We start from the raw sequence: 25,703 nt of genomic DNA, 5'->3' as shown, positions 1-25,703 counted from the left end.
TCGGCGGCTTCACTCGGGGCTGCCTCGTCGGGCTTGCTGCAAGGTACTGCGTCAAGGGATTGGCAAACGGCGTCTGCTGTCCGAGCGAACTGCGGCCAGAGGGGCGAAGCTGTCCCGAGGTGAGAGGACCGCCGTTGGCAATCCATCTGTGACCCACCCGCAACAACATCCCCACAACCGCAACCCTCCACCTATTAAGTCATCATATGACTTGATACACCCGAGTAATAAACCTTGGAGGTCGATTCGTGTTCCGTTCATTCATGTTGGGCGTTAGCGCCCTGGCGCTGGCCTCGGGGGCTGAGGCTGCTGATCTGTTTATCGACACTGTCGATGAGGCGCCCGTTGCTGGGTCCTATGGGCTGCGCGGTGTGGTTGAGCTTGGTGGGCTCGGTCGCATGGCGCAGGAGGATGGCGGCGATTTCAGCAGTTTTGGTGGGGTCTATGGCGCCTTCGCCATCGAAGGCCAGTACGATGCGCTGGTGCTCGGGCTCGATGGCTATGGCGAGTGGCTCGCGATCGAGGACAGCGATCCGAACGTCACCAACGGCAATCTCGGCGTGCTCGGCGCGCAGGTCGGCATGCGGATGGACAACTGGTATCTTGGCGGCTTCGGCACCCTTGCCACCTATCCCGATGCCGAGACCGTGGATCAGTTCGTCGGCTATGCCGCGGGCGTCCAGGCGGCAGTGGATATCGATTACGCCAGGCTGGTCGGCCGGCTCGGCTACGCCTTCGCGCCCAACGACGATTTCGACAATGACGACGAAGGTTTTGTCGGGCCGTTCGCCGAGATCGGCGCGGCCTATGCCCTGTCGAGCGATTTCGCCGTGATGGCCAATGTCGGCTATGGCTTCAGCGCCAACTTCGATGTGTCCAACGATCCGGGCGAATATGTGAACTGGGGCGTCAAGGCGGCTTACCGGCTGCCGGGCGATCTCAACCTCAACCTCGTCGCCTCCTATGAGGGCATGCACGCCTTCGACCAGGACGACGAGTCGAACACCACCCATACCGTGAAGCTCGGGGTCTCGATCCCGTTCGGCGACGAGGGCACCGCGATCGATGCGCTGCGTCCGCTGGCGAGCCCGACCGCGCCGTTCCGCGCTTCGGTCTCGGCCGACGTCCTGTAACCGCATCCGACCGACGACCTGAAAAGGCCGGCGCCTGGCGCCGGCCTTTGACTTTTGCGGCTACGTCTCCGACCAGCCGGCCGGGCAATGGGACGCTGCTAGCACCCTCCCGCCGGCCCGCCGATCGGGAACGACAAACTCCCCTTGAACTCGTGCGACGTGGTCGTCGCCCCGTAGACGCCGGCATAGTTGGCGCTGAGCCGCATGCCGGAGGTGGGGCAGGTCATCACCAGGCCGACATCGAGCTTGGCCCGGAGGTCATCGAAGGGCTCGATGATCTCGATCGGCGGCAGCCCTTCGGGGGCGGCTTCGAACTGCGTCTCGGCGACCCACTGGTTCTGCATCGGCGACCATTGCACGCCGCCCCGCACGAAGCCGCTCACCACGAAGCCGTTATCCATCTGGCTCGAGAGCCGAAGCTCGAGGCCGGGGGTAAGGGTGACGAAGGCGTGGGTCATTTCGGGATAGGTGAGATTGGCGAGGCCGACCCCGGTCTCGGTGCGCTCCGGCGTGTGCAGCAGGTGGCCGTCGATATCCAGCATGCCGATCGCCTGGGCGCCGTTGTCGGTCTCGGGTGAGGCGTAGCTGAGGCGCAGGCGCGGGTAGAAGCCGTAGATCTGGGCGTCGGACCGGGCATAGCCGTCGATGCCTTCGAACTCGATGATCTTGTCGGAGAAGGCCGGCAACTCGCCGACCTCGGCAACGCCGGTGGCGATGCCGTCAAAGCTCGAATAGCCCTGCTCGAAGCCATCGACCTGGACGCGGCGCGCCGTCTCCATGTCGCCGAACGAGCCGGCGGCGACGAAGCCGACACCGAACCCGCCGCTATGGTATTCGGCCGAAGCACTGGCCTGATAGAGCTGGCCATTCATGCTCGACAGCTCCATGCCGTCCCGATCATGCGTCGAGGCGACCTGGTCGAGGCCGACACCGAACCCGACATTGAGATTGTCGTTCACCGGAACGTCGCCGCCGAAGGCCAGCGAGGTCCACTTGTCCTCGGCCGTGGGGCTGTCGTTGACGATGCCGCGGTTGTACTGGCCGCCCGACAGGCTGCCCCACAGGCAGACCAGATCGTCGATGTCGCGGGCCGCGAAGCTGTCCTCGCAACCGGAGATGGTGCGGTCGAGGAATTCCGTCGCCCGCCGGTCGGCCAGCTCGAAGATATGCGGGGCCTGGTGCGGCGTCAGGGTGGTCACCGCGTCGCCGAGCGCCTCGGCATCGGGCTGCAGGCGCAGCAGGTTGATCAGGTAGTTGAACGGATCATCGATGCCGATCGCCTGTTCGATATTGTCGAGGCCCTCGCCCATGCTCCACACGTTAGGGTCGGTGGTACCCGATGCGGGATCCTGCAGCAGGTCGAGAATAGGCGGTTTTTCGGCGAGCAGCACCAGGTCGGCGCCCTGCACTTCGGCGCTGAAGATGAAACCGACGGCCGCCGGTGTCAGCGTCGGCGTGAAGCCATTATCGGTCATGCCGCCATCGGCATGGGCGATGACATAGCCGGCATTGGAGAAGGCCTTGTTGATCGACAAGAGCAGCAGCGGGCCCTCGCCGTCGAAGGCGGCGCTACCGGTCATATCCATCAGGTCGGTGACCAGCGCCGGGGTATTCTGGGCATTGAGGTCGATATCGATATAGTAGGCGCCGCTGTCGGCCTGGTCGAAATTGCCGGTGACGTCGGTCTCCTTGACGCGGGCGCGGTCGCCGGGGGAGAGCAGGCCCTCGTTGCCGAACAGGTTCCCGGCGCCGAGGATAATGCTGGCGTCGGTGATGAACAGCGCGCCGCTCTGGTTGACGAGGCCGTTGGCGCCGCCGCCGAGATCGACATTGCCGATGATGTTGCTGGTGCGCGTGCCGCCGACCAGCTGGTTGTCATTGGCCCCGGCCGGCGTGCGGGCGAGGTTGGTGACCACGTCATTGCCGTCACCGCCGAGGATCGCCATGCCGTTGAGCAGCGGCAGGCCGCCGCCGAGCAGACTCGCCTGGCCATAGAGCGTGCCATTGCTGGTCAGCGTGTTGTTGAGGCCGTCGGCAATCTGCACCGCCGCCCCCGACCCATGCGCCGCCCAGACGAGGCCGACGCCGTTGCCGTTGGTGCCGGCGTGATTGATGTTAAGGGCGACGTTGCCGTCGAGGCCGCCGGTGCCGCCGGCGCTCTGGCCGAAAATGCCGACGCTGCTTTGCCCCATCACCACGACGTTGCGGGTCTGGGTGACGCCCACTGCGGCTGCGTTGCCGAGTCCGCCGACGCTGCCGGCGAACGGCCCGTCGCCTGCCGCACCAAGCGTCGTGGCGAACATGCCATTGCCGACAATGCCGCCGCCGCCACCGATCGATTGCGCCACGATGCCGTGCGCGCCGAACCCGGTGGTGTGGACGTCGCCAGTGCTGTTGACGGTGGCCGCGCCGCCATTGCCGCCGGCGCCGCCGCCCGCTGCGATGGTGATCGGGGCCAGCGAGAAGCCGTCCTGGCCCAGGAGCGTACCGCCGCTATAGACGCCGGTCAGGCCGCCGCCGCCGCCGATCGATTGCGCCACGATACCGAAGGCGCCGGCGCCGGTGGTGGTGATGCCGGTGGCGTTGGCGGTCACTGCGCCACCGAGGCCACCCGATCCGCCGGCACCGCTGCCAATGTGGATCGTCGTTCCCTCGGTGAGGGTCACGCCGTCGACGAACACCACGTTGGCGATGCCGCCGCCGCCGCCGATCGACTGCGCCACAAGCCCATGGCTCAGTGCGCCGCCAGTGGTGATCTGCGCTTCGGCCGTCACCGTCGAAGCCGCGCCTGCGTCGCCGACGAAGGTGAGGTTGTTGATGGCGTCGAAATTGGTGAGCTGGCTGCCACCGAGCACGATGTCGAGCGCTTCACCCGGATTGGTGATGGTTTCCACCGAGATATTGCCCACGCCGCCACCGCCGCCAATGGTCTGGGCGACGATGCCGATGGCGTTGTGGTTGGTGGTGGTCACGGTGCCCTCGGCCGTCATCTGGAAGCCGCCACCGCTGCCGGTGCGATCAAAGCCAAGGCCGGCCGAGTAGCCGCCGACCCGGATGAGGAAGCTATCCTCTGGCGGCAGCGCCGGATTGAGGACGAGCGCGTTGGCCGCGAAGGCATTGACGCCGCCGCCACCGCCGATCGACTGCGAGATGAGGCCGATCGAGCCGAGGCCGGTCATGGTGGTGGCGAGCGTATTGTAGTTGGTCGGCTGGAACAGGCCGTTGCCGTTGAGCGAGCCGTTGCCGCCAACGATGATCTCCACGTCACTACCGGAGAACAGCAGCTCGTCGAGGATCACCGTCGCCGCAATGCCGCCGCCGCCGGCGATCGACTGGGCGACCATGCCGAAGGAGAGTTCGCCCTCGGTGATGTTGGTCTCGCCGTTGATCGTCACGGTGACCTTGCCCTTGCTGCCATCGATCGGGATCAGCGAAACCAGGTCGCAGGTATCCGGCGGCTCGGGGCAGCCGGCGCCGAGGCCGACCTTGATGCCGCTGGAGCCGCCGCCGCCATCGCCGATGCCGAGCGAGAAGCCGCCCCAGCCGCCGCCGCCGCCGATCGACTGCGCGACAACGCCGGAGGAGTTGGCCAGCGCCGTATGGATCGAGCCGGTGCTGATCACCGTGACGTCGCCGCCATTGCCGCCCTTGCTGCCGGAGCCGCCGACGACGTTGTCGACGCCGCCGCCACCCAGCGCGATGGCGCCCGCAAAGCCGCCCGAGCCGCCACCACCGCCAACCGATTGCGCGAAAATGCCGACCGAGTTCTGTCCGGTGACGTTGATCGAGCCGGTATTGTTGACCGTCACTTTGCCACCGGCGCCGCCCTCGCCACCGGTGCCGCCGACGCTGCCGGTTGCACCACTGCCGCCGTCGCTGAGCGTGCCGGCGATCGAGAACCCGCCGCTGCCACCGCCGCCGCCGATCGACTGCGCAATGATGCCGTGCGAAAAGTCGCCGCTGGTTTCGATGACGCCGGCGTGGAGCACGTCGACCTGGCCGCCCGCGCCACCGCCCGCGGCGTCGCCGCCGACCGAGTTCTTGGCCCCGTCACCCTCGGCTTCAAAGGTCGCCGCGATCGAGAAGCCGCCGACGCCGCCACCGCCACCAACGCTCTGCGCCATGATGCCGGCGGCATTGTTGCCCTCGGTGGTGATGGTGCCGAAATTGTTCACCTTGACCTGGCCGCCTATCGAAGCCACGCCGCCGCCGCCACCGCCGACGTCATTTTCGGCGGAACCATCGATCGCAAGGCTTAAGCCTCCGGCAAAGCCGCCGGCACCGCCGCCGCCACCGATCGATTGCGCCAGCACGCCGATCGAGCCTTCGCCGCGCGTATGGATATGCGGCACGCCCAGCGCATTGGCATTGCCGACGATCACCTCGACATAGTTGCCGGCGCCGCCGCCACTGCCATCGCCACCGACGCTGTCGACCTTGCTGTCGGCTTTCATCGAGAAGCCGGCGCCGATCGAGAAGCCGCCAAAACCGCCGCCACCGCCGACCGACTGCGCCAGGACGCCATGCGAGAGCGCGCCGTGGGTATCGATATCGGCGTTGACCGCCACGCGAACCTCACCGGCCCCGCCAGCTGCGCCGCCCTTGCCGCCGGTGCTGTCCGCCGAGCCATCGCCCTCGACCGAGACGCCCGCCCCGACCGAGAAGCCGCCGGCGCCACCGCCACCGCCCACCGACTGGGCAAAAATGCCGATCGATTTGTCGGCCCGTGTGGTGATGGCGCCATTCGAGGTGACCGTGACGTTGGCGCCGGTGCCACCGAGGCTCCCGTCGCCGCCGGTCGAGTTGGCCGCGGCGTCGCCCTTCAGCGAGAACACCGCGGTGCCGGAAAAGCCTGCCGTGCCGCCACCGCCGCCGATCGACTGGGCCAAAATGCCGTGCGAGTTGAATCCCTTGCCGTCGGTGCCGCCGGTATCGATCACGGCGTTGCTGACCACCACCACTTCGCCGGCATTCTTGGCCGTGCCGCCGGTGCCGCCCACCGAATTGCCATAGGCATCGCTTTCAAGCGAGAAGGCCGCAGCGATCGAGAAGCCGCCGGTGCCGCCGCCGCCGGCGACGCTCTGCGCCAGGATGCCGTGCGACTGCTCGCCCCGGGTGGTGATGCTGCCGAACACGTCGATGACGCTGACCTTGCCGCTGATCCCGCCATTACCGCCATCGCCGCCCATCGACGATGCGGCTGCGACGGTCTTGATCGAGCCCGCGGCGCTGATCGAAAAGCCGCCTGTGCCGCCGCCGCCGCCGATCGACTGGGCGAGGATACCGTTGGATTGGTTGCCGGTGGTGAGGATGTTGCCGCTGTGGCGAACCGTAACGTCGGCGCCGTCGCTGCCCGTCCCACCATCGCCACCGAAGGCGGCCGCCGCGGCGGCGCCGTTGAGCGAGAAGGCCAGCGCGCCGGCAAAGCCACCTGTGCCGCCGCCGCCGCCGACGCTCTGCGCGAAGATGCCATGCGAGAAGGCGCCGCCGGTGGTGATGTTGCCGGTGTTGCCGACATCGACCACGCCGCCGCGCGAACCGTCGCCGCCATCGCCACCGAAGCTCATATTGGCGTTGGCGCCTTGTATCGAGAACGTGGCGCTGGCGGCAAAGCTGGCATTGCCGCCGCCACCACCGACCGATTGGGCGACGATACCGCTGGAGAAACTGCCGCGCGTCTGGATGCCGAGCGGATCGGCGACGTTGCTGGTCACCTTGACGCCCTGGGCGAAGTTGCCGGTGCCGCCATCGCCGCCGAAGCTGAGGCCAATGCCGCCACTGAGGCCGCCGGCCGCCGCAATCGAGAAACCGCCGGTGCCGCCACCGCCGCCGATCGAGCTGGCGAAGATACCGTTGGATTGGGTGCAGGCGTCGCAACCGGTGCTGATGCGCGCCGCGTTATTCACCTCGACAATGCCGCCCGAACCGCCGGCGCCGCCATCGGCGCCAAAGCTCACGGCAACGCCGACCAGGGTGCCAACCGCGGCAGAGATCGCAAAACCGCCACGGCCGCCGCCACCACCGATCGATTCGGCGACGATGCCGGACGAGAACGAGCCATTGGTGATGATGGCGCCATTGGCGCCGACATAGACGTCGCCGCCCGCTCCACCCGAGCCACCCTTGCCGCCGAAGGCCAGGGACACGCTGCCATAGAGCCCGGCTGAGGCGCTGATGGCAAAACCGCCATTACCGCCACCGCCGCCTATGCTCTGCGCCAGGATGCCGACCGAGCGGTCGCCGCTGGTCTGAATGGTCGAGGCAGAGAACGGCTCGCGGTTGACATCGACATTGCCGGCGCGGCCGCCCGGGCCGCCAGTGCCGCCAAACGACATGGCAACAAAGACGCCGGCAGCGATCGTATTGCCGCCATTGCCGCCGCCACCGCCGACGCTCTGGGCGAAGATGCCGGCCGAGTCGGGACCGCTGGTGGTGATATTGCCTGAGTTGGTGACCCCGACGAATTTGCCTTCGCCACCTGCAGCGCCCGAGCCACCGATGGTGAACAGGCCGCCGCCGAAGCCGCCGTCACCGCCGCCACCGCCGATCGACTGGGCGAAGATGCCGCGCGAGAACTGGCCGCTGGCGACGAGGGTGTTCGTGTTGGTGACGCGCACCTCGCCGGCGCTGCCGCCGCCGCCGCCCGAGCCGCCCATCGAGATAAGGCCCGCCGCGCCGCCGCCGCGGCCACCGCCGCCGCCGACGCTCTGGGCATAGATGGCGCCGGCGAAGCGGCAGTTGATGCACTCGCTGCGCACTTCGGCAGTATTGCCGACGGTGACGTCGCCACCATTGCCGGCAGCGCCGCCCTTGCCGCCAAAGGCAAACAGCCCGGCCGAAACGTTGGCTGAACCGCCACCGCCGCCGACGCTCTGGGCGAAGATGCCGTAATTGCCGAGCTCGAAGCCGTCGCCGTTGCCGCGGACCGTGACATTGGCGGAGTTCTGCACATTGACGACACCGCCATTGCCGCCAGCCCCGCCATCACCACCGATACCCGCAACGCCTACGCCGGTGCCCCCGGCGCCGCCGCCGCCACCCACCGACTGCGCGACGATGCCGCCGGCGCCGGGGCCGCTGGTGCTGACGACGGAGCGGTTGGTGACGGTGACGTTCTGCCCGCCACCACCGCCGCCACCGCTGCCACCGAAGCCGATGAGCCCGGCGCCGGTGCCACCGGCACCGCCGCCGCCACCCACGCTCTGGGCATAGATGCCGGCCGCGTTCTGGCCGATGGTGGTGATCGAACTGCCGCCGAGGGTCTCGACGGTGACGAGGCCGCCATTGCCGGCGCTCGAGGGGCCGCCGCCGAACGAGAACACCCCGTAGGCACCGCCGCCATTTCCCGAGAAACCGCCGACGCTCTGCGCATAGATGCCATAGGCGTTCCAGCCGGTTGTATTGATGATGCCGCCAGTGGTGACACTGACGGTGCCGCCCGAAGACGCAGCGGCGCCGTCGCCGCCGGCATCAACCAGGCTGCCGCTCGCCGCCCCGCCATGCCCGCCAGGGGCGCCGATGCTCTGGGCCCAGATGCCGGCCGATCCGGTACCCGCTGTGGTAATGTTGAGCACGTTGTTGATGGTAACATTTCCAGGCGAGCCACCGTTCTTGCCGTCACCGGCGACGCTGGTCACGCCGGCGACACCTTCGGCTGCTCCGCCATTACCGCCGGCGCCACCCTTGCTCAGGCCGAGAATGCCATGCCGGTCGTTTCCGCCGGTCGTGATCAGCCCCGAACCCGTGGTGGTCACGGCGACGTTGTTGCCGTTGCCGCCGAGCCCGCCATGGCCACCGAAAGTGGGGACCAGGGGGACGCCATCGGCCTCCGCGGCGCCGCCGTTCTGGCCCGCCGCACCGATGCTGCGCGCCTCGATGCCGATGCCATCGGCGGTCGACAGCACGAAGCCGGCTCCGGCGCCCTGCAGATTAATGGTGACGGCCCCGGACGAAGCGCCATTGCTGCCATTGGTCCCGTCGACAAACGACGAGCCGGGCGTCGCCGCCTGGGCCCGCAGGCTGTTGAGGGCAACACCGGCTTCGCCGGCGCCACCGGCGGCGATGTTGCCGACGATGCCGTTGACGTTGAGCGTACCGACCGGCGGTTCGGACTTGGCAATGGGCCCGAGCACGCCGCTGCAGGTGACGACGGCAGCGTCCGGACTGCATTGCGCCAGGGCCGTGCCGGGCAGGCCCACAACCACCCATAACAGCAGCGCCGCGGCGGCCATCGCTGGCCGCAGCGACCACATCCCCACTACCACTTCAGGAGCGGATGCGCGATCCGTCCCAGCCCCTAGCGCTCGCATTGTGGCACCGGTCGTTGCAGGTTGGTTGCCCGAATACCAGCAGAGCGGTTCGACACAAATCCAGTAAATTATGCCCCGCGGTCCGAAGCTAGGTCATTGATTCTGCTCATTTCAGACTCGAATGTTTGCAGCTGTTGCAAACCTGCCGCAGTCAACAATAGCCGAATTGTATGAAACCGTACCAGAAATGGAGCGATGTCTTTCTGATTGCTCTCGAGTGACCGTTATTTATTGTGGATGAGTTGATGCCAACTTCGTCGTATAAACGGCGGTCTGTAAGCGGCCGCAATCACTCTGGACCGAAATGTAGGAATGAAGTACTAGTTCCTGACGCCTCAACACTCTGGTCCACCGACATGCAACAGCGCCCGCAACCGATAAGATGCGCCACGCTCTTGGGTGCCGTTTTGTTGTCGATGTCCGCTGCATGGCCCGCCGTCGGGCAGGAGACTGCCGCGGCGCCTGAACCGCCCCCGCCGGCGCCCTGGGGTGCACGGTGCGCCAGCGACGCCCGAGCCGGCGCGCTCGATTGCGTGGTCGAACAGCGCGTCGTGGTGAGCAATACCGGTCAGTTGCTGACCGCTGTCACGGTGCGCATCCCGCCCGACAGCAAGGCGCCGGTGATGATGATCCAGACCCCGTTCGGCCTGCATCTGCCTGCCGGGTTGAAGGTTGCGGTTGATGGCACGGCATTTGCGACCCTGCCATTGCAGACCTGCGACGGCGGCGGATGCTACGCCGGTGACGCAGTCGGCCCCGAACTGCTGGCGGCGCTGAAGCAGGGCGTCACCCTCTCGATTACCTTTCAGGACGCGCAGCAGCGCGACATCGCCGTGCCGGTTTCGCTCAACGGCTTCACTGCAGCGTACGAGAAAATCCAGTAGCTTCGCAGTCTGTCCAGGCGCGAAGCCTTGCTGGTTGCCCTCGGACTGATCATGGGCATCCGTCAGGATTTGAACTATCATGCCGATGACAAGTCGGCCGGAGCAGGTCGACCGGAGAGCGTCGGCTGCGTCTCTCCCTGCGCCGTTCTCTCCCCCGCCTCCATTTACGGATCAGGCCTGATCAGCTAATTGCTGGTTGATGGTTGATCGTCAGCAATCGCGGAGGGCTTATGGCCAAGTTGACTAGCCTGAAGTCCGAGAAGCGCCTGCTCGATCGGCAGGCGGCCGACGGGATTCGCACCCATATTCTCGAGGGCATTCTGCCCGCCGGCGGGCGGCTGCTCGAGACCCAGCTGTCCGAGGAGCTCGAGGTCAGCCGCGGCACCGTGCGCGCGGCGCTGGCGCAGCTGGCGCGCGAGGGGCTGGTGCAGCAGGTGGCGTTCACCCGCTGGCAGGTGTCCGAGACCTCGCCGCGCGATGCCTGGGAGCTCTATACGCTGCGCGCCGCGCTCGAAGGGCTGGCGGCGCGGCTGGCCGCCGAGCACGGCGTGGCCGCCGACCACAAGCGGCTCAAATCCACCGTCGCCGAACTGACGCGCGCCGTGAAGGACAAGCGTTTCGACGACGTCACCGACATCGATTTCCGCCTGCACCAGGAGATCGTCGAGATCGCCAAGCACCGGCGGCTGGCCGAGCAGCACGGCTTTATCATGCAGCAGGTGCGCTTCCACATGGTGCATTCGGGGTTCTTCCCGACAGACTATGCGGCACTGGTCGACGAGCATGCGGCGCTGATCGGCGCGGTGATCGAGCGCCAGCCCGATCTCGCCGAACAGCTGGCCAAGAGCCACAACGAGGCCGAGGTAAAACTCCTCGCCGCGCACACCGAAGAGAACCCGCGGGTGGTGGCGGAGTAGCGAGCGTGATCGAGGGCCGCGCCATCGCGGTGGACGACAAGGACCCGACCGCCGACTACAGCGCCGAGACCGCAGCCATGCTCAAGCGGATGGCGGATTGGGCGCAGCAAATGGCCGGACATTTCCCGGCGGACCCGCCGGATGGTCGCGGCTACAGCCATGCCAAAATCCCGGCTAAGCGCTGGCTGGTGGCGCCACCGATCGTCACCAGCGCGGTCCAGGCGGAATGTGCGCAGCGGCTGATCGAGGCCGCGCATAACCTGTCGCGCGCCAAGCCGCGCACCCGGAGCTTCGCACGCGTCGCGGCGATCATCGACTATCCCGATATGTTCTCCAGTGAGGTCTGCGTGTTCTTCGACCCGAGCTATTGGGCGTGTTTTGCGCAACGCGATCACGACAACGATCGCTGGACCCCGCTGCCGGCGGCCGAGAGCCTCGCGAAGCGCTTGCAGCTCACGGTGCCCGCGGGCTTTGTCGAGCAGGGTTATCGCACCTATCTCCACGATCCCGACTGGGAGCCACCCGGTATTGGCCCGCAAGGCGAGGTCTGGATCTACAGCGATCTGCCGACCGACGATTGAGGCCGCCACTGTCGGCTTTTTCCGTCTGCTGATTGCTGACAATCGACGATTAGTGTGATTGTCTCCTCCCGAGGAGAGACGGTCATGGCTGGTCAGGTCGCTGCGGTGCTGCAGCTGAAGCCCGGGGACGAGGTGGGGATCGCGCTGCGCGATCTCAGCGCCGGCGAGGCATTGGCGCCGTTTCCCGGCGTCGCCGCTACCGACATCCCGTTCGGCCACAAGGTGGCGCTGGTGGCGCTCCACCCGGGCGCCGCCGTGCACCGTTTCGGCCAGCCGATCGGCCTGGCCCGGCAGGCGATCGCTGCGGGCGCGCATGTCCATCTCCACAATCTCGGCTTCGAAACCTCGATGGCCGGCCATGCCATCGGCACCCGGCTCTCCAACGCGCCGCTTCGCGGCAAGGCCGAGATCCCGAGTTTTGACGGCATCGTGCGCGCCGACGGCCGGGTCGCGACGCGCAACTATGTCGGCGTCCTCACCTCGGTGAACTGCTCGTCGCTGGTGGCACGGATGATTGCCGAGTATTTCCGCGATCCCGCGCGGCTCGCGCCCTATCCCGGTGTCGACGGGGTGGTGGCATTGACCCATAAATCCGGCTGCAGCGTCGCCGACGGCTCGATGTCGATGTCGATGCTGCGGCGGACGCTCGGCGGCTATGCCCGTCACCCCAATTTCGCGGGCGTGCTGCTGGTCGGGCTCGGCTGCGAAGACAACCAGATCGACCAGTTGATCGACGAGGAGCAGCTCGAACTCGGCGACGAACTCAACAAACTGGTGATGCAGGAAACCGGTGGCACCCGCACCTCGATCGGTCGCGGCATCGAGCTGGTCGAAGCGATGCTGGAGCGCGCTGCCCAGGCGAAGCGTGAACCGGTGCCGGTGAGCGAGATCATCGTCGGGCTGCAATGCGGCGGCTCGGACAGCTTTTCCGGCATTTCCGCCAACCCGGCGCTCGGCGCCGCGGTCGACCGGCTGGTGGCCTCAGGCGGTACCGCGATCCTCGCCGAAACGCCGGAAATCTATGGCGCCGAGAACCTGCTGCTCGAACGCGCCGTGACGCAAGAGGTGGGCGAGAAGCTGCTCGGTCTCCTCGACTGGTGGGAGGGGTACACCCGCAACGAGCCGCAGGGCTTCGACAACAACCCTTCGCCCGGCAACAAGGCGGGCGGGCTCACCACCATCCTCGAAAAATCCCTCGGCGCAGTGGCAAAGGGCGGCACCACCAACCTCACCGATGTTATCGGCTACGCCCAGCCGCTCATCACCAGGGGCCTGGTCTTCATGGATTCGCCGGGGTTCGACCCGATGTCGGCGACCGGGCAGGTGGCGAGCGGCGCCAACCTCATCGCCTTCACCACCGGACGCGGCTCCTGCTTCGGCTGCCGCCCATCGCCCTCGATCAAGCTCGCCACCAACACCGCGATGTTCCGGCGCATGGAAGAGGACATGGATATCAATTGCGGCGCCATCCTCGACGACGAAGCCTCGATCGACGAGATGGGCGAACTGGTGTTCCGCGAAATGATCGCCACCGCCTCGGGCAAGCCGACCAAAAGCGAGCTCTTGGGCTACGGCGAAGACGAGTTCGCCCCCTGGCACGTGAATGCGTGGTTGTAGCTGCAGCATGTCACGGATGGACCAATCCCACTCGATGTCATCCCAGCGGCTGCCAACCCCTCACCCGTCTCGGCCTCACGGCCGATCCACCCTCCGGATTCTTCTCCCCGTCGGGGAGAAGGTGGTGCGTAGCGCCGGATGAGGGGAAAGCCACGATGCACCGGCCAATCGTCAAGCGCACCAGAACGCCGTCAGGGAGACACCTATGCCGATGATCAAGGTCGAGCTGCTCAAGGGGCGCAGCGTCGAACAGAAGCGCGAGTTCGCGGAGATCGTGACGCGCGAGACCGCCCGCATTCTCAAATGCCGACCGGAGGTCGTCGACATCGTCTTCCACGATATCGAACCGCATGACTGGGCCAATGGCGGCAAACTCAATTCCGACAAGTAGCCGATGACCCATAGCGCCCGCCTCAGCGTCGATATCGGCGGCACCTTCACTGACCTCGTGCTGCTGCGCAGCGATGGCGCCAGTTTTTCGGCCAAGGTGAGTTCCACTCCCGAGGCGCCGGAGGATGCGCTGGTCACCGGTATGCTCGAGGTGCTGGCGGCAGCGGAGCTTCGTGCCGACGGGCTCACCGAAGTGCTGCACGGCACCACTGTCGGCTCCAACACGCTGCTGCAGAAGCTGGGCGCCCGCTGCGGGCTGATCACCACGCGCGGCTTTCGCGACGTGCTGGAAATCGGCCGGTTGCGCACCCCCGGCATGTTCGACCTCACCTGGGATAAGCCCGAGCCGCTGGTGGCGCGCCGCTACCGGCTTGAAGCAACCGAGCGGGTGCGGGCCGACGGCACGGTGATGACGCCGCTGCGGCTCGAGGACGTGCTGGCGGCGGGCCGGTTCTTCGCCGCCGAGGGCATCGAGTCGGTCGCCATCTGCTTTCTCAACTCCTACAAGAACCCGGTGCATGAGCGGCAGGCGGCGACCGCCTTTGCTGAGGCTTTCCCCGCCATCGCGGTCACCGCCTCGATGGATGTGCTGCCCGAGGCCGGCGAGTATGAGCGCACCTCGACCACGGCGGTGAATGCCTATGTGCTGCCGCCGCTGCGCGGTTACCTGACCCGGCTGGAGCAGAAGCTCCGCGCCCACGGGGTGACGGCGCCGCTGTTGATCGGCAATTCCAATGGCGGGCTCTCCTCGGCGAGCGTGGCGCAGCAAAAGCCGGTGTTCTTCATCTCCTCGGGCCGCTCCTCCGGTGCCGTGGGCGCACAGCGGCTCGGCGCCGCCACCGACGAAGCCAACCTCGTCGCCTTCGACATGGGCGGCACCACGGCATCGGCGGCGCTGATCCATCGCGGCGTGCTGGCGCGCACGCACGAATATGAATTCCGCGCCGGCATGTCGGTGCCGTCACGCTTCATCAAGGCCGGCGGCTACATGATGCGGGTGCCCACCGTCGATGTCGCCGAGGTCGGCAACGGCGCCGGCTCGATCGCCGCCATCGATCCGGCGGGGCTGCTGACCGTCGGGCCGCGCTCGGCCGGCGCGGTGCCGGGGCCGGTATGCTACGGCCGCGGCGGCACGCAGCCGACCGTCACCGATGCCAATGTGGTGCTCGGCCTGCTGCCGCCGCTCCTCGCCGGTGGCAGCCTGTCGCTCGATATCGCGGCGGCCCGCGCCGCCATCGATCGCCAGCTGGCGCAGCCGCTGGGGCTCAGCATCGAAGCGGCGGCTTATGGCATCCGCGAGATCGCCAACGCCAACATGGTGCGCGCCATCCGGGCGGTGACGGTGGAGCGCGGGCTCGACCCGCGCGACCTGACGCTCCTCGCCTTCGGCGGCTCCGGCCCGGTGCATGCGGCCGACCTGGCGCGAACACTCGGCATCACCCGTGTGCTGTTCCCGCCCTCGCCTGGCGTGTTCACCGCCATGGGCATGCTGGCCGGCACCGTGGAGCATCACGAATTGCGGGCGCTCGCCGGCCGGCTCGACCGCGTCGATGCCGCCGAGGTGGCGGCACTTTCCGCCGAGATGCAGCAAGCCGCGGTCGCGCAGCTCACAGCCCAGGGTTATGAGGCCGCCTCCATCGCCTGCAGCTATGAGATCGACCTCAGGCTCGATGGCCAGGACGCCGCTCTGTCGATCCCGTTCGACCGGTTCGATGCGGCGGCGCTCCGGCCCGCTTTCATCGCCGCCTATCGCGACAGCTATGGCTACACTCCGACCGATGCGGTCGAGGCCGTGGTGCTGCGGCTCCACGCCCATGCGCAGAACTCCGAGCCGCTGGATTTCCGCGCCCTCAAGGCCGCCGCCCCCGGTGATGGCGGAGGGGGCGCCGCCCGGCGCGAGGTGCATTTCGGTCGTGGTGGAGCGCAACTGACGCCGGTGCTGCGGCGCGAGGCAGTGACCGGTCCGATCGACGGACCTGTCATCATCGAGGGCCCGGATACCACCATCGTCATTCCATCAGGCGCACGCGTTGCGCCCAATGCCACCGGCAGCCTCGTCGCCACGCTGGAGCCGGCCCGATGAACGCCCTCGACCCCATCACCTTCGCCGTCATCAAATCGGGGCTCGATACCATCGTCGACGACATGGCTTATGCGGTGATGCGCACCGCCCGTTCGCCGATCGTCCGCGACGTGCTCGATTACTCGGTGACCATCTGCGACGCCGAGGGGCGCATCCTCAGCCAGGCCAAGACCGTGGCGCTGCATCTGGGGGCAGTGCCCGACGCGATCGAGGTGGTGCGCAGCCGCTTCGCAGGCGACCTGTTCCCCGGCGACGTGATCGTCCTCAACGATCCCTATGACGGCGGCATGCATCTGCCTGATATTTTCATGTTCAAGCCGATCTTTGCAGGGGAACGGCTGCTCGGCTTCTCCGTGGTGATCGCGCACCATTGCGATGTCGGCGGCCGGGTGCCGGGCTCGAACGCCTCGGATTCGACCGAGATCTTCCAGGAGGGGCTGCGCATCGCCCCGATGAAGCTCTACGAGCGCGGGGTCCCCAACAGGACGCTCCTGACCATCATCGAAAAGAACGTGCGCCTGCCCGAGCTGGTGCTGGGCGATCTCGATGCGCAATACGCCACCTGCAATATCGGCGAGCGCGAAATGCTGCGGCTGTTCGAGCGGCACGGCGACGAGCTCACGCGCTATTTCGGCCGGCTGATCGACTATGGCGAGGCGCTGACACGCAAGGCCATCGCCAGCTGGCCGGATGGCGACTACCGCTTCACCGACTATATCGATGGCGATGGCTTCTCACCGGCGCCGATCCCCATCGTCTGCTGCATCACCGTGAAGGGCGATCATCTCTGGGTGGATTTCGCCGGCTCGTCGCCACAGGTCAAAGGCGCCATCAACGCGACGCTGAGCTTCGTCAAATCCTCAACCTATCTCACCATCCGCTGCGCCCTCGACCACGACGTGCCCAACAATGCCGGGGTCTATCGCTGCATCACGGTGACGGCGCCGGAAGGCTCGATCCTCAACCCGCGCATGCCGGCGCCGGTCGCGGCGCGCGCCCTCACCGGCTATCGCGTCGTCGATACGGTGATGGGAGCGCTGGCGCAGATCGCGCCGAAAAAGCTGATGGCGGCCGGCGAGGGCGGCAATACCGTGGTGGCGATCGGCGGCTATCACGGCGAGCCGCCAAAACCCTTCGTCTTCGTCGATATGATCAACGGCGCCTGGGGCGGCCGGGCCGACAAGGATGGAGTCGAGGGTATCACCAACCCCAGCCAGAACATGTCGAACCTCCCCATCGAAACCATCGAAGCGCGCTATCCGCTGCTGATGGAGGAATATGCGCTGAGGCCGGATTCCGGCGGCGCCGGCGAGTTTCGCGGTGGGCTTGGGCTGGTGCGGCAGTATCGGCTGCTGGCCGAGAGCGCCGTGCTGCAGCTGCGCGCCGACCGCCACGAGCATCCGCCCTATGGCCTGTTCGGCGGGGGTCCGGCCGCCTCGTCGCGCAACCTGATCGATCGCGGTACCGGCTTCGAGGTGCTGCCTGCCAAGGTGACGCTGGAAATCGGCAGGGACACGGTGATTCGCCACGAGCAGGCCGGCGGTGGCGGCTGGGGCGATCCGCAGCGGCGCGTGCGCCCCGCGATCGAGGCCGATATCGCCAATGGCAAGGTGACGCCGGAAGCGGCGGCAATGGATTATGGGGGGAAGCGATGAGCAAGGTTGTGGTGGTCACCGGCGGCGCCAGCGGCATCGGCGAGGCGACGGCACGGCGCTTCGCGGCCGGCGGCTGGGCGGTGGAAATCGCCGATCGTAACGCCGAGCGCGGCGCGGCCATCGCGGCGGAGCTGGGCGCCACCTATGCCGGGCTGGATGTCGCCGATGACGACGCGGTGGCGGCCTATGCCACCGACGTGCTGGCGCGCCGCGGCGCGGTCGATGCGGTGGTCAACTCGGCCGGCGTGCTGCAGAACGCCGTGCGCGTGCTCGAAATGGATATGGCCGAGTATGACCGCATCCACGCCATCAATGTCCGCGGCACCCTGGTGGTCAACCGGGCCTTCGGCGCGGCGATGGCGGCGCGCGGCGCGGGCGTGCTGATCAACATGGGCTCGCTCACCACCTACCGTCCCTCCGGCCAGCCGGCCTATGCCATGGGCAAGACCTCGATCAAAATGCTGACCGAAATCCTCGCCGCCGAACTGGGGCCCCGGGGCGTGCGGGTCAACGCCGTGGCGCCCGGCTATGTGCTGACCCCGGCCATGCAGGCGCGCATCGACTCGGGCCAGCGCGATCCGAAACTGATCATCGAAAAAGCCGCCCTCCGCCGCTTCGTGCAGCCCGCCGATGTCGGCGAGGCGATCTGGTTCCTGTGCTCGGACGCCGCCTCGGCGATCACCGGCGTGACGCTGCCGGTGGACGCCGGCTGGCTGGCGACCAGTGCGTACACGGCCTATGCGGCGGTGCCGGAGTAGGGGGCTCACCCCCACCCTAGCTTTGCCAGGTCGCTTCGCTCCCGGCGACGCTACCCTCCCCACAAGGGGGAGGGAGATCTGACTGCGAGCTTTCGGTTCCATCGTCTCCCTCCCCTTGATGGGGAGGGTAGCGCAGCTGGCCGCGTCAGCGGCTTAGCAAAGCTGGGTGGGGTGGGGCAGGTCGCCCAGGCCTCACGCATAGTTCACATAGATCGTCTTCTTCTGGAAATACGCATCCAGCCCGTACCTGCCGTCCTCGCCGCCGATGCCGGAATCGCGGATGCCGGCGTGGTGGGCCTGGACCACGTCGCCGCCCTGCTTGTTGACGTAGATCTCGCCGAATTTCAGCTCGCGGATCAGCCGCATCATGCGGCGCATGTCCTTGGTGAACACATAGGCCGAGAGGCCATAGCGGCTTTCATTGGCGAGGCGCAGCCCCTCGTCGAAATCGGTGACGGTCATCACCGGGACCACTGGGCCGAAGACTTCGTCCTGCATGATCTGCATGGAGTTGTCGTTCACCTTCAGCACCGTCGGATCGTACCAGTGGCCACGCGAGAACTCGCCCTCGGTGAGGCGGCGTCCGCCGGTCAGCACTTCGGCGCCGGCGGCCTTGGCGGCCTCGACCATGCGATCGACCTTGTCGAGCTCGGGACGGGAGAATTTCGGCCCGATATCGACCAGCGTCGTCGGGTCGCCGACCTTCAGCTGCCTGACCGCACTGGTGAAACGCTCGAGGAACTCGTCGGCGATCTTTTCGTGCACATACATGCGCTCGTTGCAGATGCAGACCTGGCCGCAATTCTCGAAGCGCGACAGCACCGCGGCGCGCACCGCGGCGCCGATATCGGCATCCTCGGCGACGATGAAGGGCGCCTTGCCGCCGAGCTCGAGACGGAGGACCTTGAGGTCGTCGGCGGCGTTGCGGAAGATGTCCTTGCCGGCCCGCACCGAGCCGGTGAGGGTGATCAGCCGGCTCAGCGGGTGGGTGACCAGCGCCCGGCCGACCCCTTCGCCGGTGCCGCTGACCATGTTGATGACCCCGGCGGGAAAGCCGACCTGGTCGGCGAGCTGGGCGATTTCCAGCGCCGTCGTCGGCGTGCCCTCATGCGACTTCACCACCACGGTGTTGCCGGCGATCAGCGCCGGCCCGATCTTCCGGCACATCAGCGCGGCCGGATAATTCCAGGCGGTGAGCGCGATCACCACGCCATGCGCCACCTTCTGGATCCAGATCTGCTCGTCCGGATTGTCGGAAGGGATGATGTCGCCGGTGATGCGCCGGGCTTCCTCGGCGGCGTAGCTGAGGTAAAGCGCCGCGCTTTCGATTTCGCCGCGCGCTTCCTGCAGGGGCTTGCCCTGTTCGGCGATCACCATGCGGGCGAGCCGCTCGCGGTTCTCGAGCACGACGCGGGCCAGGTCCTTCAGCAGCTGACCGCGCGACGCCGGCGGCAGCGCTTCCCAGGTGGGCTGGGCCTGGTAGGCGGCGGTGACCGCACGGTCGGCATCGTCGGCATTACCGCGCGGCACCGAAGCGATCACCTGGCCGGTGGCCGGGTTCTCCACCTCGATCCATTCCTTGAGCGTCGAGTCCACCCACTGTCCGCCGATGAAGTTGCGGTAGCGGTCGGTGCCTTTGACGAGATCTTTCATGCCGGGCATGGCGGGGTCCTCAGGTGGTCAACGCATAAAATTGCCCTGGACTTTGTAGCCCGCCATTTCGGGCAGCCAGAGCGTGATTTGGGGCACATAGACGAGCACGAAGAGCAGCCCGATCAGCGCGATCAGGAATGGCCACAGCTCCTTGGTGATATCGGCGACCTTGATCCCGGAAACTCCGGCGATCAGGAAGACCAGCTCGCCCATCGGCGGGGTGACGAGGCCGATCATCAGGTTCACCACCGAGACGACGCCGAAATGCACCGGGTCGATACCGAGCGCGATCACCGTCGGAATCAGGATCGGGATGATGATCAACAGCATCAGCAGCGTATCGAGGAAGGCGCCGAGGATCAGGAACAGCACCGTCACCACGAACATGAACAGCACCGGGCTGAGCTCGAGGCTGATCATCCACTGGCCCATCGCCTCGGGGATCTGCTCGGCCGCCACCACCCAGTTCATCACCAGCGCGCCGGCAATGGTGATGGCGACGATGGCGGTGGCTTTCGAACTGTCGACCAGCACCCGGTAGAAGGCTTTGAGGGTCAGCGAGCGGTAGAGGAAGGCGGCGAGCAGCAGGGCGCAGAACGCCGCCACGGCAGCGGCCTCGGTGGGGGTGACGGCGCCCGAATAGATGCCTCCGAGCAGGATCACCGGCAGGAACAGCACCGGGATGGCGTGAAACACCGTGCGCGCCGCCTCGCGGAGCTTCGGTGCCGGCTCGACCGGAAAATCCTTGTAGCGCGCCATCACCGTGACGATCGCCGATTGCGCCCCGGCCAGCAGCAGGCCTGGGATGACGCCACCCATGAACAGGTAGCCGATCGAGGTGTTGGCGACGACGCCGTACAGCACCATCGGGATCGAAGGCGGGATGATCGGCCCGATGATCGCCGAGGTAGAACTCAGCGCCGCGGCAAAGCCTGGGCTATAGCCGGCCTTGACCATGGCATCGACCTCGAGCTTGCCGGGGCCGGCGGCATCGGCCAGCGCCGAGCCGCTCATCCCCGAAAAGATCACCGAGGCGAGAATGTTCACATGCGCCAGCCCGCCCTTGAAGCGGCCGACCAGCATATTGGCGACGCCATACATCCGCTCAGTGAGGCCGCCGGCATTCATGATCTCGGCGGCAAAGATGAACAGCGGCACCGAGAGCAGCACGAAGCTGCCATAGAGGCCGTTGAGGCTTTGCGTGGCGACCAGCGCAATATCCTGCTGGGTCAGCAGCAGGTAGACGATGCCGCTCGCCAGCATGGCATGGCCGATCGGCATGCCGAGGAACGACCACAGGAAGAACAAGGCGAACATCGCCCAGGCGGAAAAGCTCATGACGCTGGGGTTCTTTGGTGTCGCATCTCAGTCAAAGCGATTTCTGCCACTCGGGGCTCAGCAGCCGCCGGATCCGGATCGCCGCGCCGACCACCACCGCGACGAGGAAGATGGCGAAGCACGAATAGACCAGGTCCATCCGCACATGCAGCAGCATGGTACTGCGCTTGCCGAGGAACCCGATGTAGTCGATGACGCCCGGTAGCGCCGCGAGGAAGGCGAGGCCGAGGCAGGCGGTGTTGAAGATGGCAAGCCAGCGCCGCGGCCCCGGCTTGAACCAGTTGTAGATCACGTCGAAGACGATCTGCTGCCGCTCCGGCACCAGGATCCCGCAGCTCCAGAACACCACCCAGACATAGGCGATGGCGCAGAGCTCCAGCGTCCAGGCCACCGGCGCGTTGAAGATGTAGCGCGAGGCGACCTGGACGATGAAGGCGAAGAACATGACGGCAAAACTCACTGCCGCCACGCCTTCAGCCACCTGCGTCCACAGGGTGCGGAGCCGGTTGGGCACGGATCAGGCGCCGGCGGCGTTGATGCGGTCGAGCAGCCCGGCCGGCCAGGTCTTGGCGAACTCGCTCTCGAGGAATTTCTTCTGCACCTGGTCGCGGAACGAGGCGACATCGGGGATGACCACCGTCAGGCCCTGGCCTTCGAGGAATTTTACCGCATCGGCCTCGGCGGCCAGCACGGCGTCGTCGTTGAACGCCTTGGCTGCGGCCTCGGCGCCTTCGATGGCCTTTTTCTCGGCATCGCTGAGGCCGTCCCAATAGGGCTTGGCCACGGCAAAGAAGGTGTTCGAGACCATGTGGTCGGTCAGCACCACCTCTTTGGTCACCTCGTAGAACTTGTTGGCGATCACGTCGGCCAGGGGGTTCTCGAAGCCGTCGATGGTGCCGGTCTGCAGCGCCAGGTAGATTTCCTCGAAGGCCAGCGGCGTGGCGTTGCCACCGAGCGCGTTGCCGAGGAACTGCCAGGTTTCGGAGCCGGGCATGCGCAGCTTCAGCCCGGCGAGATCGGCCGGGGTCTTCACCTCGCGCGGCTTCACCAGCACCAGCTGGCGCGAGCCCAGATACTGGCTGCGGACGATCTCGAGCCCGAGATCGGCGCCGACCTTGGCCTTGTACTCGGCCCCGACTTCGCCGTCATACACCGCGTCCAGATGCTTGGCGTCGCGCATCAGGTAGCCATTGGTGAAGATCGAATATTCGGGGATCAGCGCCGCCACATCCTGTGGCGAGATCATCGCCACTTCGAGATTGCCGCGCTGCATCGCCTCGATCTCGGTGCCCTGCGCGAACAGCGTGCCATTATAGTGGATCTGCACATCGAAGCCGCCGGGCAGCGCCTTTTCGAGTTCGTCCTTGAACACCACCAGCGCCTTGGACTGGATCTCGTTCTCGGCGCCCGGGGTGGAAATACGGAGCGCCTTGGCCTGGGCCAATGCCGGCCCGGCCATGGCGATGGAAACGACGAGAAGTGCGGCGCCCGATATCAGCGTGCGGCGCCCGAATTTCGGAACGTTGAACGTCATGATTGTTCTCCCTGCATGGAGCCGCACGCCGAAGCGCCCTCTGCGGCTCCTTTCGCAGTTTCGATGCTTCAACAGGGCGGGGGAGGCGTCAAGCACAATGTTGACAATCGGCAATTAATCTTGATGATGACCAGCATCCTGAAGCTGGCCGTTCGAGCCACGAAATGCAGTTATCTCAAGAGGTTAGAGTGGATGGTCTGCCCAAGACCCGGTGCCTTGCGGTCGCCATAGCGACCCCTCTGACCAGGGATTTTCACCCCGATTTGCCGCGTCTGGTCGCCCGCATGGAGGCGCTGCTGGCAGCCGGCTGCGACGGCATCACGCTGTTCGGCACCACCGGCGAAGGCGCCGAGTTCTCCCTCGAGGACCGCACGCAAACGCTCGAGGCGGTGATCGCCGCCGGCATTCCCGCCGGCCGGCTGGTGGTTTCGATCGGCGCGCTGTCGCTCCCCGATGTGGTGGCGCTGGCCAGCCACGCCACCCGGCTGGGGGTGCATGGCGTGCTGCTGATGCCGCCCTGCGTCTACCGCGGCGGCATCACCGAGGACGCGACCTTCCGCTATTTCACCGCGGTGATCGACCGGGTGGCGCTCTCGGCGCTGCGGCTCTACCTCTACCACTTCCCCGATATCTGCGGCGTGCCGATCACCCCGCAGGTGGTGCGCCGGCTCGACGAGCGCTATCCGGGGATGATCGCTGGGGTGAAGGATTCCGGCGGTGATCTCGATTTCACCATGGATCTGGTGCGCCGCTTCTCGCACCTGTCGATCTTCACCGGCAGCGAGATCCACCTGCCCGAGCTGATCGCGGCGGGCGCGCGCGGCACTATTTGCGGCCTCGCCAATGTCATGCCGCGCCTGATGCGCGGCATGATGGACGAGCCGACGGCGTTCGATCGCCGGGCCCTGCTGCCGCTGCTCTTTGCCGGCGACGCCATCCTGTCGCGGCGGCCGTTCATTCCGTCGGCAAAAGCAGTGGTGGCCGATTGGCTCGACGACGCCGAGTGGCGCCGGGTGATCCCGCCAATGCCGGATATCGCCATCCTCGAACGCCAGCACATCGTCGCCGATTTCCGCGCCTGGGATGCCGGCCTGCCCGAGCCGTGGCGCAGCATCGCCGCGGTGCCGGCGACCACTAATGTCGTCGACCTCAAGCGCGCCTGACAGGAGAGTCCATTTGGCCCACTCGCTCGACGGCAAGCCGCAACTTGCCACCGCTGCCGTGCCGCGCAGCAACGCGCCCGATCTCCACAGTCCGGCCGTGCGCGAAGCACGGGTCGATCTTGCCGCCTGCTTCCGCATGGCGGCGCGGCTGGGCATGCACGAGGGGATCTGCAACCACTTCTCGGCGGTGGTGCCGGGCCATGACGAGCTGTTCCTCGTCAACCCCTATGGCCGCGCCTTCGCCGAGGTGACGGCCTCGTCGCTGCTGATCTGCGATTATCTGGGCAATGTCATCGACGGCGATGGGGTGCCCGAGGCGACGGCCTTCTATATCCATGCCCAGGTGCATCGCCGGCTGCCGCGCGCCCGCGCGGCGTTCCACACCCACATGCCCTATGCCACGGCCTTGTCGATGACCGAAGGCGACCCGCTGATCTTCGCCGGCCAGACGGCGCTGAAGTTCTATGGCCGCACTGCGGTCGACCGTGACTATAACGGCCTGGCGCTCGACGAGCGCGAAGGCGAACGCATCGCCGCCGCCATCGGTGACGCCGATATTGTGTTCATGAAGCACCACGGCGTCATGGTCTGTGGCAAGACCATCGCCGAGGCCTGGGACGATCTCTATTACCTGGAGCGGGCCTCAGAAGTGCAGTTGCTCGCCATGTCGACCGGCCGCGAGATCAAGCCGGTAGCGACGGAAATCGCCGAGGCGGCAGCGCGGCAGATGCGCGAAGGCGATGCGGAGTCCGGCCGGCTGCATCTCGAGAGCATCAAGCGACAACTGGACAGCAGTGAGCCGGAATATCGGCACTGAGGATACGCTCGGCGATACTCGATGCTTGCTGCGATTGCATCCCTCCCCCCTTGAGGGGAGGGAATGAGGGTGGGGGTGGTGCAGTCAGCACCGTGCCCGCCTCACCACCCCCCACCCCCAGCCCCTCCCCTCAAGGGGTGGGGGAGCAAATCGGCCTACCCCTCCGGATGCAACATCCGCCCCGCATCCTCGATATGCTTCCGCAGCAACCCGACGGCCTTCGCCACATCGCGCTTGCGGCAGGCATCGAGGATCAGCTTGTGCTCGCGATGCGCGTCGGAGCGGCCGTTGGTGGCCATCACCTGCATGCGGATGTAGCGGCCGATGGTTTCGTGGGTGCGGCGCAATAGCTTCAGCATGCCCGGCCGGCCGGCCGGGGCGTAGAGCACCTCGTGCAGCCGCCAGTTGGCGTCGCCCCAGCCATCGAGGCTGATATCGGCCATCTCCGAGATGATGGAGGTGGCCTTGTTGAGGTCGGCCTCGGTCATCTCGGGGATGGCGAGCGCGATGAGGTGCGGCTCGACCAATAGCCGCAGCTCGAACAGTTCGGCGATTTCGGCACGCGAGATCGGGGAAACCTGGGCGCCCTTCTGCGGCGTCAGCACCACCAGCCCCTCAGCCTCGAGCTGGCCGAGCGCCTCGCGCACCGGGCTGCGGCTGACGCCCAGTTCGGCGGCGATCTGCTCCTGCTGCAGCTTCACCCCTTGCGGGTAGTGGCCGGCGAGGATGCGGCGGCGCAGTTCCTGCGCCACCTGGATGCTGATGGTCGTCTTGTCGAGCAGGCCTGTCGCCATGTGCCGTCTCCGGGGACCCGGGCCGCTTGCACGTCCCGAAGGCATGACTCGCTGTTACACGAGCCGTCCCACGCCTT

Annotated in this window: 17 protein-coding genes; 11 read left to right on the top strand and 6 right to left on the bottom strand. The window is 66.9% G+C overall.

The genetic code is table 11. From position 1 onward, the window contains the following. Nucleotides 1-248 precede the first annotated feature (248 nt). The gene (locus tag ACSQ23_RS04770; RefSeq protein ID WP_436089909.1) at nucleotides 249-1,133 is read left to right on the top strand and encodes a hypothetical protein; all 885 of its coding nucleotides are present in this window, start codon (nucleotides 249-251) and stop codon (nucleotides 1,131-1,133) included. Nucleotides 1,134-1,231: 98 nt separating this feature from the next. Here the strand turns inward: ACSQ23_RS04770 and ACSQ23_RS04765 are convergent, their stop codons facing one another. Further along, nucleotides 1,232-9,385 carry a hypothetical protein gene (locus ACSQ23_RS04765; RefSeq protein WP_436089908.1) on the bottom strand — a complete coding sequence of 2,718 codons (8,154 nt, stop codon included), beginning with the start codon at nucleotides 9,383-9,385 and terminating at the stop codon, nucleotides 1,232-1,234. 473 nt (nucleotides 9,386-9,858) lie between these two features. Here ACSQ23_RS04765 and ACSQ23_RS04760 point away from each other — a divergent pair, with 473 nt between their 5' ends. From ACSQ23_RS04760 to ACSQ23_RS04725, 8 genes are all read left to right on the top strand, one after another. Then, complete coding sequence (locus ACSQ23_RS04760) at nucleotides 9,859-10,326, top strand: invasion associated locus B family protein (protein ID WP_436089907.1); 468 nt, start codon at nucleotides 9,859-9,861, stop codon at nucleotides 10,324-10,326. Nucleotides 10,327-10,556: 230 nt separating this feature from the next. Then, the gene (locus ACSQ23_RS04755; RefSeq protein ID WP_436089906.1) at nucleotides 10,557-11,243 is read left to right on the top strand and encodes a GntR family transcriptional regulator; all 687 of its coding nucleotides are present in this window, start codon (nucleotides 10,557-10,559) and stop codon (nucleotides 11,241-11,243) included. Between the two features lie 5 nt (nucleotides 11,244-11,248). Continuing rightward, entirely contained in the window at nucleotides 11,249-11,824 is a 576-nt protein-coding gene (locus ACSQ23_RS04750; RefSeq protein ID WP_436089905.1) for a DUF3916 domain-containing protein, read from the top strand. An 84-nt stretch (nucleotides 11,825-11,908) separates the two neighbouring features. After that, nucleotides 11,909-13,441, top strand: coding sequence for a UxaA family hydrolase (locus ACSQ23_RS04745; protein WP_436089904.1), 1,533 nt, complete (start codon nucleotides 11,909-11,911; stop codon nucleotides 13,439-13,441). Between the two features lie 205 nt (nucleotides 13,442-13,646). After that, nucleotides 13,647-13,832, top strand: coding sequence for a 4-oxalocrotonate tautomerase (locus ACSQ23_RS04740; RefSeq protein WP_436089903.1), 186 nt, complete (start codon nucleotides 13,647-13,649; stop codon nucleotides 13,830-13,832). Nucleotides 13,833-13,835: 3 nt separating this feature from the next. Beyond that, nucleotides 13,836-15,914: a hydantoinase/oxoprolinase family protein gene (locus ACSQ23_RS04735; RefSeq protein WP_436089902.1), complete on the top strand. Its 2,079-nt coding sequence runs from the start codon at nucleotides 13,836-13,838 to the stop codon at nucleotides 15,912-15,914. After that, complete coding sequence (locus tag ACSQ23_RS04730; protein ID WP_436089901.1) at nucleotides 15,911-17,569, top strand: hydantoinase B/oxoprolinase family protein; 1,659 nt, start codon at nucleotides 15,911-15,913, stop codon at nucleotides 17,567-17,569. Before ACSQ23_RS04735 ends, ACSQ23_RS04730 begins: the two co-directional genes overlap by 4 nt. Further along, nucleotides 17,566-18,327 (top strand): SDR family NAD(P)-dependent oxidoreductase, encoded by a 762-nt coding sequence (locus tag ACSQ23_RS04725; RefSeq protein ID WP_436089900.1) that lies wholly within the window; start codon nucleotides 17,566-17,568, stop codon nucleotides 18,325-18,327. Before ACSQ23_RS04730 ends, ACSQ23_RS04725 begins: the two co-directional genes overlap by 4 nt. A gap of 192 nt (nucleotides 18,328-18,519) precedes the next feature. Here the strand turns inward: ACSQ23_RS04725 and aldA are convergent, their stop codons facing one another. Genes aldA through dctP form a run of 4 tightly spaced genes read right to left on the bottom strand, consistent with a single transcriptional unit; the run spans nucleotide 18,520 to nucleotide 22,852 of the window. Next, nucleotides 18,520-19,989 (bottom strand): aldehyde dehydrogenase, encoded by a 1,470-nt coding sequence (gene aldA, locus ACSQ23_RS04720; RefSeq protein WP_436089899.1) that lies wholly within the window; start codon nucleotides 19,987-19,989, stop codon nucleotides 18,520-18,522. Nucleotides 19,990-20,007: 18 nt separating this feature from the next. Continuing rightward, a complete protein-coding gene (locus ACSQ23_RS04715; protein WP_436089898.1) occupies nucleotides 20,008-21,318 on the bottom strand; it encodes a TRAP transporter large permease in 1,311 nt (436 codons plus the stop codon). Between the two features lie 31 nt (nucleotides 21,319-21,349). After that, nucleotides 21,350-21,832, bottom strand: a complete 483-nt coding sequence (locus ACSQ23_RS04710) for a TRAP transporter small permease (protein ID WP_436089897.1) — start codon at nucleotides 21,830-21,832, stop codon at nucleotides 21,350-21,352. 3 nt (nucleotides 21,833-21,835) lie between these two features. Beyond that, the gene (dctP, locus tag ACSQ23_RS04705; protein WP_436089896.1) at nucleotides 21,836-22,852 is read right to left on the bottom strand and encodes a TRAP transporter substrate-binding protein DctP; all 1,017 of its coding nucleotides are present in this window, start codon (nucleotides 22,850-22,852) and stop codon (nucleotides 21,836-21,838) included. A 164-nt stretch (nucleotides 22,853-23,016) separates the two neighbouring features. Here dctP and ACSQ23_RS04700 point away from each other — a divergent pair, with 164 nt between their 5' ends. Both ACSQ23_RS04700 and ACSQ23_RS04695 read left to right on the top strand, forming a co-directional pair. Beyond that, nucleotides 23,017-24,015: a dihydrodipicolinate synthase family protein gene (locus ACSQ23_RS04700; protein ID WP_436089895.1), complete on the top strand. Its 999-nt coding sequence runs from the start codon at nucleotides 23,017-23,019 to the stop codon at nucleotides 24,013-24,015. Nucleotides 24,016-24,028: 13 nt separating this feature from the next. Then, a complete protein-coding gene (locus ACSQ23_RS04695) occupies nucleotides 24,029-24,832 on the top strand; it encodes an aldolase (RefSeq protein ID WP_436089894.1) in 804 nt (267 codons plus the stop codon). A gap of 155 nt (nucleotides 24,833-24,987) precedes the next feature. On the opposite strand, the gene ACSQ23_RS04690 is transcribed toward ACSQ23_RS04695, so the two are convergent. Continuing rightward, nucleotides 24,988-25,626, bottom strand: a complete 639-nt coding sequence (locus ACSQ23_RS04690; protein ID WP_436089893.1) for a GntR family transcriptional regulator — start codon at nucleotides 25,624-25,626, stop codon at nucleotides 24,988-24,990. Nucleotides 25,627-25,703 lie beyond the last annotated feature (77 nt).

Source organism: Devosia sp. LjRoot16 (assembly GCF_964252795.1).
In the GTDB taxonomy this organism is placed as follows: Bacteria; Pseudomonadota; Alphaproteobacteria; order Rhizobiales; family Devosiaceae; genus Devosia_A.
The sequence above is the reverse complement of the archived record's forward strand: the minus strand, read 5'-3'. Positions and strand labels throughout refer to the sequence as shown.